Source organism: Shewanella sp. 10N.286.51.B7, from assembly GCF_002873615.1.
Lineage (GTDB): Bacteria > Pseudomonadota > Gammaproteobacteria > Enterobacterales > Shewanellaceae > Shewanella > Shewanella electrodiphila.
In genome coordinates, this window is sequence record NZ_MCUF01000046.1 from 1 (window position 1) to 262 (window position 262).

Sequence of the window (262 nt, forward strand, 5' to 3'; positions counted from 1 at the left end):
GCGGGCGTGGATATTTCAGGTCTGGTTGATGGCGACATTACCGTTGATGCATCCGCTGTGGATCAAAACGGTCAAACTGTCACTAATGATGACACTGACAACATGGACGCCACGGCGGGTTCAATTGATGTAGCACTAGTGATTAATGACGGCGCAGAGACAGCCGACATTTCAGGTACCACTACTGATGTCGCGCCAAACAGCACAGTCACCCTAACGCTTACCGATAGCGCTGGCACAGTCCAAATCATCACTGGCGCTG

General features: G+C 51.9%; 1 pseudogene. It reads left to right on the forward strand.

Going from position 1 to position 262, the window contains the following annotated elements:
• A pseudogene (locus tag BCU84_RS20730) lies at positions 1-262 on the forward strand (RTX toxin); the annotation flags it as partial.